Annotated in this window: 5 protein-coding genes and 2 pseudogenes; 2 read left to right on the forward strand and 5 right to left on the reverse strand. The window is 61.8% G+C overall.

Going from position 1 to position 6,486, the window contains the following annotated elements; translation table 11 throughout:
• Window positions 1-13 precede the first annotated feature (13 nt).
• The 3 genes from lon to clpP form a co-directional block, all read right to left on the reverse strand.
• Window positions 14-2,425, reverse strand: a complete 2,412-nt coding sequence (gene lon / locus EOA38_RS24310) for an endopeptidase La (protein ID WP_127300424.1) — start codon at window positions 2,423-2,425, stop codon at window positions 14-16.
• 275 nt (window positions 2,426-2,700) lie between these two features.
• Window positions 2,701-3,975, reverse strand: a complete 1,275-nt coding sequence (gene clpX, locus EOA38_RS24315) for an ATP-dependent Clp protease ATP-binding subunit ClpX (RefSeq protein ID WP_059185169.1) — start codon at window positions 3,973-3,975, stop codon at window positions 2,701-2,703.
• A gap of 296 nt (window positions 3,976-4,271) precedes the next feature.
• Entirely contained in the window at window positions 4,272-4,901 is a 630-nt protein-coding gene (clpP, locus tag EOA38_RS24320) for an ATP-dependent Clp endopeptidase proteolytic subunit ClpP (protein WP_127300425.1), read from the reverse strand.
• Window positions 4,902-5,231: 330 nt separating this feature from the next.
• Between clpP and EOA38_RS24325 the strand changes: the two genes are divergently transcribed.
• Window positions 5,232-5,840 carry a hypothetical protein gene (locus EOA38_RS24325; protein WP_245480908.1) on the forward strand — a complete coding sequence of 203 codons (609 nt, stop codon included), beginning with the start codon at window positions 5,232-5,234 and terminating at the stop codon, window positions 5,838-5,840.
• Between the two features lie 64 nt (window positions 5,841-5,904).
• On the opposite strand, the gene EOA38_RS24330 is transcribed toward EOA38_RS24325, so the two are convergent.
• Together EOA38_RS24330 and EOA38_RS41150 are read right to left on the reverse strand one after the other, a co-directional pair.
• Complete coding sequence (locus tag EOA38_RS24330; RefSeq protein ID WP_042644432.1) at window positions 5,905-6,108, reverse strand: DUF3126 family protein; 204 nt, start codon at window positions 6,106-6,108, stop codon at window positions 5,905-5,907.
• A 149-nt stretch (window positions 6,109-6,257) separates the two neighbouring features.
• Window positions 6,258-6,371: pseudogene (locus tag EOA38_RS41150) on the reverse strand (serine O-acetyltransferase); the annotation flags it as partial.
• On the opposite strand from EOA38_RS41150, the pseudogene EOA38_RS24340 reads away from it, so the two are divergent.
• A pseudogene (locus EOA38_RS24340) lies at window positions 6,366-6,486 on the forward strand (serine O-acetyltransferase); the annotation flags it as partial. The pseudogenes EOA38_RS41150 and EOA38_RS24340 overlap by 6 nt on opposite strands.

The following is a 6,486-nucleotide window of genomic DNA, read 5'->3' on the forward strand; positions in this document are numbered from 1 at the left end:
ATGTTAGAAGATTCTAATGAGCAAGCGACTTGCCGGTATCGTCGCCGGCATCCACGCCGGCCGGCGGATTCACCGGCTCGACCCATTCGATCGGCTCCGGCATCCGGACCAGCGCGTGCCTCAGCACCTCGCCGACCCGCGAGACCGGAATGATCTCCATGTTGTTCTTCACATTGTCCGGTATCTCCGCCAGATCCTTGGCGTTGTCTTCTGGGATCAGCACCTTCTTGATGCCGCCGCGCAACGCGGCAAGCAGCTTCTCCTTGAGGCCGCCGATCGGCAGCACCCTGCCGCGCAGTGTCACCTCGCCGGTCATCGCCACATCGGCGCGGACCGGAATGCCGGTGAGCACGGAGACGATCGCCGTCACCATCGCCACACCCGCCGACGGGCCATCCTTGGGCGTCGCGCCCTCCGGCACGTGGACGTGGATGTCGCGCTTGTCGAACAGCGGCGGCTCGATGCCGAAATCGATGGCGCGCGAGCGGACGTAAGAAGCCGCCGCCGAGATCGATTCCTTCATCACGTCGCGCAAATTGCCGGTCACCGTCATGCGGCCCTTGCCGGGCATCATGACGCCTTCGACCGTCAGCAGCTCGCCGCCGACTTCCGTCCACGCAAGACCGGTGACGACGCCGACTTGATCGTCGGCCTCGACCTGACCGAAGCGGAAGCGCGGAACGCCGAGATAATCGGCGAGGTTTTCCGCGTTGATCTTCACCGTCTTCTTCTTCGTCTTCAGGATCTCGGTCACCGCCTTGCGACCAAGCTTCATCAGCTCGCGCTCCAGGCTTCTGACGCCCGCTTCACGGGTGTAGGTCTGGATGATGCCGCGGATCGCGTCCTCGCCGACCGAGAATTCGTTCGGCTGCAGCGCGTGATCGCGGATCACCTTGGGCATCAGGTGGCGCTTGGCGATCTCGATCTTCTCGTCCTCGGTGTAGCCGGCGATACGGATGATCTCCATGCGGTCCATCAAGGGCGCAGGGATGTTCAGCGTGTTCGCCGTCGTCACGAACATCACGCTCGACAGGTCGTACTCGACCTCGAGGTAATGGTCCATGAACGTCGAGTTCTGCTCCGGATCGAGCACCTCGAGCAGGGCCGACGACGGATCGCCGCGGAAGTCCTGGCCCATCTTGTCGATCTCGTCGAGCAGGAAGAGCGGGTTGGACTTCTTGGCCTTCTTCATCGACTGGATGACCTTGCCGGGCATCGAGCCGATATAGGTCCGCCTGTGGCCGCGAATCTCGGCCTCGTCGCGCACGCCGCCGAGCGCCATGCGGATAAACTCGCGGCCGGTCGCCTTGGCGATCGACTTGCCGAGCGAGGTCTTGCCGACGCCGGGCGGGCCGACGAGGCACAGGATCGGCCCCTTCAGCTTCTTCTGCCGGCTCTGCACGGCGAGATACTCGACGATGCGCTCCTTGACCTTGTCGAGGCCGAAATGGTCGGCATCGAGCACGTCCTGCGCGAAGGCGAGATCCTGCTTGACCTTGGAGTTCTTGCCCCACGGGATCGACAGCAGCCAGTCGAGATAATTGCGCACGACGGTGGATTCAGCCGACATCGGCGACATCGACCGCAGCTTCTTCAATTCGGCTTCCGCTTTCTCGCGGGCCTCCTTGGAGAGCTTGGTCTTCTTGATGCGCGCCTCGATCTCGGCGGCCTCGTCGCGGCCGTCCTCGCCCTCGCCGAGCTCCTTCTGGATCGCCTTCATCTGCTCGTTGAGGTAGTACTCGCGCTGCGTCTTCTCCATCTGGCGCTTGACGCGCGAACGGATGCGCTTCTCCACCTGGAGCACGGAGATTTCGGCCTCCATGAATCCCATCGCCTTCTCGAGACGCTCCTTCACGGAAAGCGTGGCGAGCATCTCCTGCTTCTCGGGGATCTTGATGGCGAGATGCGAGGCGACCGTGTCGGCGAGCTTGGAATAGTCGTCGATCTGGCTGGCCGCGCCCACCACTTCGGGCGAGATCTTCTTGTTCAGCTTGACATAGTTCTCGAAGTCGGTGACGACCGAGCGGGCGAGCGCCTCGATCTCGACCTCTTCCTCCTCCGGCTCGGCCAGCGCCGTGGCGCGGGCCTCGTGGAAGTCGGCACGGTCGGTGAACGAGACGATCTTGGCGCGCGAGGCACCCTCGACCAGCACCTTCACGGTGCCGTCGGGAAGCTTCAGGAGCTGCAGCACGTTGGCGAGCGTGCCGATGTCGAAAATGGCACCGGGCTCAGGATCATCGTCGGCTGCGTTCATCTGGGTGGCAAGCAGGATCTGCTTTTCCTGACCCATCACTTCTTCCAGCGCCTTGATCGACTTTTCGCGCCCGACAAAGAGCGGAACGATCATGTGCGGAAACACGACGATGTCGCGCAGCGGAAGAACCGCGAAGACGCCGTCGCCGGAAGCCCTGGATATTTTGGCCATTGTCCAACCTTTCATGTCGCGGACGCTAATTGAGCCAACCGCGAATCTTATATTAACGACCGAGCGTCGTTCCGCCTACCACCGTTTGTGACGGGAATTTTACAGCACGGAATTCGGCGCTTCGGCCTTCCGCTGTTAGGTGGATGCGGGCGGAGCAAAGATCAAGGGTTAACACGGTCCGTTCATCCACTCCATTGCTTGCCGGTACCCCCGTCACAGCAAAACGGCGCCACACGGGCGCCGTTCCATGAAAAATTGCCGGATCGGGTACCATCTCAGGCGCTGACGTTGCCCTTCTTTTCCTTCTGCTCGGAATAGATGTAGAGCGGCCGGGCGTTACCGGAAACCACCTCTTCCGAGATCACCACTTCGCGCACGCCTTCCAGCGCCGGCAGCTCGAACATGGTGTCGAGCAGGATCGCTTCCATGATGGAACGCAGGCCGCGGGCGCCGGTCTTGCGCTCGATGGCGCGCTTGGCGATCGCCGACAATGCGTTCTCGTGGAAGGTCAGGTCGACATTCTCCATCTCAAACAGCCGCTGATACTGCTTGACCAGCGCGTTCTTGGGCTCGGTCAGGATCTGGATCAGCGCCGGCTCGTCGAGATCCTCGAGCGTCGCCAGCACCGGCAGACGGCCGACGAATTCCGGGATCAGGCCGAACTTCAATAGATCCTCCGGCTCGACCTGGCGGAACAGGTCGCCGGTGCGCCGATCCTCGGGCGACGCCACGGTGGCGCCGAAGCCGATCGAGGTCTTGCGGCCGCGGTCCGAGATGATCTTGTCCAGTCCGGCAAAGGCGCCGCCGCAGATGAACAGGATATTGGCGGTATCGACCTGCAGGAATTCCTGCTGCGGGTGCTTGCGGCCGCCCTGCGGCGGCACGGAAGCGACCGTGCCTTCCATGATCTTCAAGAGCGCCTGCTGCACGCCCTCGCCCGACACGTCGCGGGTTATCGACGGATTGTCCGACTTGCGCGAGATCTTGTCGATCTCGTCGATATAGACGATGCCGCGCTGCGCGCGCTCGACATTGTAGTCGGCCGATTGCAGAAGCTTCAGGATGATGTTCTCGACGTCCTCGCCGACATAACCGGCTTCGGTCAGCGTCGTGGCGTCGGCCATGGTGAAGGGCACGTCGATGATGCGGGCGAGCGTCTGCGCCAGCAGCGTCTTGCCGCAGCCGGTCGGGCCGATCAGAAGGATATTGGACTTCGCCAGCTCGACGTCGTTGTTCTTGCCGGCATGCGCGAGGCGCTTGTAGTGGTTGTGGACGGCGACCGACAGCACCCGCTTGGCGTAGGGCTGGCCGATGACGTAGTCGTCGAGGACCTTGAGGATCTCCTGCGGAGTGGGCACGCCCTCCCGCGACTTCACCATCGAGGTCTTGTTCTCCTCACGGATGATATCCATGCAGAGCTCGACGCACTCGTCGCAGATGAAGACGGTCGGACCGGCGATCAGCTTGCGCACTTCGTGCTGGCTTTTGCCGCAAAACGAGCAATAGAGCGTGTTCTTTGAATCACCGCCGTTGTTGCTTACCTTGCTCATTTTTCTGTCCTTTCACCGCCTGCCCGCCGATGGTCTGGCCGCATGGGCGTCTCACCAATCTATCGCGGGAATTCGCGGCCGCCAGTGTCCCGGCTCACACAGCGCATTCCGTACGATACGCAAATCAGAAAACGCGACAATGATTCGCAGCAACCCCATGCAAAGCTAAGCCGTCGAAAATCAACATAGCCTTAACGTAGGCAATCCCGACCGTCGAGGGAACAGGCAATTGTGGCCGAAATGCCGCAAGCCGCGCCAAAAGCACGTTATCGCACCATCGAGCTGCCAACCAGGGCCTACGCGGCGGCGGTTTCGCCCAGCTCGCGCGTCGTGATGACCTTGTCGATCAGACCAAAGTCCTTGGCCTCGTCAGCGCTCATGAAATGGTCGCGGTCGAGCGTCCGTTCGATCTCGTCATAGTTCTTGCCGGTGTGCTTGACATAGACCTCGTTCAAGCGACGCTTCAGCTTGATGATGTCCTGCGCATGACGTTCGATGTCCGACGCCTGACCCTGGAAGCCGCCGGACGGCTGATGCACCATGATGCGGGCGTTCGGCGTGGCGAAGCGCATATCCTTGTGGCCGGCGCAAAGCAGCAGCGAGCCCATCGAGGCGGCCTGACCGATGCAGAGCGTGGACACCGCCGGCTTGATGAACTGCATGGTGTCGTAGATCGCCATGCCCGAGGTGACGACGCCGCCCGGCGAGTTGATGTAGAGGTTGATCTCCTTCTTGGGGTTCTCCGCCTCGAGGAACAAAAGCTGTGCACAAACCAGCGTCGCCATGCCGTCCTCGACCGGGCCGGTGATGAAGATGATGCGTTCCTTCAACAGGCGGGAGAAAATGTCGTAGGCGCGCTCGCCGCGATTGGTCTGCTCGACCACCATCGGAACGAGGTTCATGTAGGTTTCGACGGGGTTCTTCATGGACTACCCTTGTTAGATGGATTCCGGCGCCGTGAAATATGGCCAATCGGGCGGAATCGGTTCTTGATCGTTAAATCCTAAATAGGATGTCGGCTCACCCTAGCGCAAGGCCGCCCCTCCTAGCCATCTGGTTAAGTCGAATCAAGCGCCGCCGGTCAGGAAATGCCTGTGGTTGCGCCTTGTCGGAAGTGCTCGGGCGCTAACCGGCCGCCTCGGTAGCAATTTCTTAACCGCGCGGCTTAACGACAAGCCTTGAAATCCCTGTCCGGCGGCGGGCCTTCCGATACATTCCTGCGTTGAACCGGCGTCCTTTTTCAACGGGGGAATGTCATGTTTCGCCAGAGTTCCTTTCGCAAGAGCTTCGCATCGCTCACCTCAGCCAGCCTGGCAACGCTCGCAACGGTGTCGCAAACGGCTGCCGGCGGCCGCGCGCTCGAATGCTACGAGCCGGTGCATCGGCCGGCGCTTTATGACACCGTCTACGAAGACGTGATGGTCAGCCCCGGCGGCCAGCTCGTCGACTATGCCCCGCCGATCTACGGCACAAGCGAAGGCCTGGAGCAGATCGCCCCGCCTCGCATCACCTATGAGGTCGTGCCCGCCGTCACGCGCACCGTCTACCACACGGTCAAGGTCGACGATGGCGGCTATGCCTGGGAATGGCGCGTCATCCATGGCCGCAAGGTGCTGTGCAAGGTCTGGCGCAAGGCGCGCTATGCGCGCGTCGCCGAAGCCGTAATCGTCGAGCCGGAGCGGGTCCGTCGTGTGGTCCTGCCGGCGGAGTATGAAAACGTGGCCCGGGAAGTGCTGGTGCGGCCGGAACGGCGGCGCGTCACCGAAATTCCACCTTCGTACAGGACAGTTGGGCGCCGCGTGGTGGTGCGGGAAGGCTCGACCAGATGGCGGCGGGTGCATATTCCGCGGCATTGCCTGGACTAGGAACCGTTTGCCCTGGGGCTAGTCCGACCGGGCCTCTTCTTGCCCGGTCGAAAAAAATGTCGGCTTAGCCGAGATCGATGTCGAGAATCGCCATCGAGAAATTGTAGTCGCCGTCGTCCTCGTCCTTGAAGACGATGCCGAGGAATTCGTCGCCGACATAGACTTCGGCCGAGTCTTCCTTTCGCGGACGCGCCTTCACCTGCAGCTTGGGATTCTGGAAGACGCGCTTGAAATAGGCGTCCAGCTTTCTGATCTCGTCGGGTTTCAAAGTCTTCTCCGAAATGTCGGCCTTGTTCGTTGGGACGCGCTTCTGACACGCCGACAATGGCGATGTAAAGGCAAGCCGGCAGGATAAATAGGGACGACCGGTATTTGACACGGCAGCCGGAATCCGGCCGCCGCAAATGACGGCCGAATTCAGATGTCGAAGCTGACGACGTGGTCCATCGTCTGCGAAGGCAGGAGCTGGTCCATCTGCCGCGAAGGCTGGTCGCAGCCGGTCTCGCCGACGACCCGCGCCGGTACGCCGGCGCCAAGATCCTCGGTAATATCGAGATCGGCCACTGCTCGAAGATCGCGGCCGGCTCGGTGGTGCTGTCGCCGGTGCCGCACAACAAGACGGTCGCCGGCGTACCGGCGACAGCAC

Source organism: Mesorhizobium sp. M1E.F.Ca.ET.041.01.1.1, from assembly GCF_003997355.1.
In the GTDB taxonomy this organism is placed as follows: domain Bacteria; phylum Pseudomonadota; class Alphaproteobacteria; order Rhizobiales; family Rhizobiaceae; genus Mesorhizobium.

Excerpts from the sequence above, each read along its gene's own strand:
- lon (WP_127300424.1), bottom strand. The coding sequence starts at position 2,425 with ATGGCCAAAATATCCAGGGCTTCCGGCGACGGCGTCTTCGCGGTTCTT.
- clpX (WP_059185169.1), bottom strand. The coding sequence starts at position 3,975 with ATGAGCAAGGTAAGCAACAACGGCGGTGATTCAAAGAACACGCTCTAT.
- clpP (WP_127300425.1), bottom strand. The coding sequence starts at position 4,901 with ATGAAGAACCCCGTCGAAACCTACATGAACCTCGTTCCGATGGTGGTC.
- EOA38_RS24325 (WP_245480908.1), top strand. The coding sequence starts at position 5,232 with ATGTTTCGCCAGAGTTCCTTTCGCAAGAGCTTCGCATCGCTCACCTCA.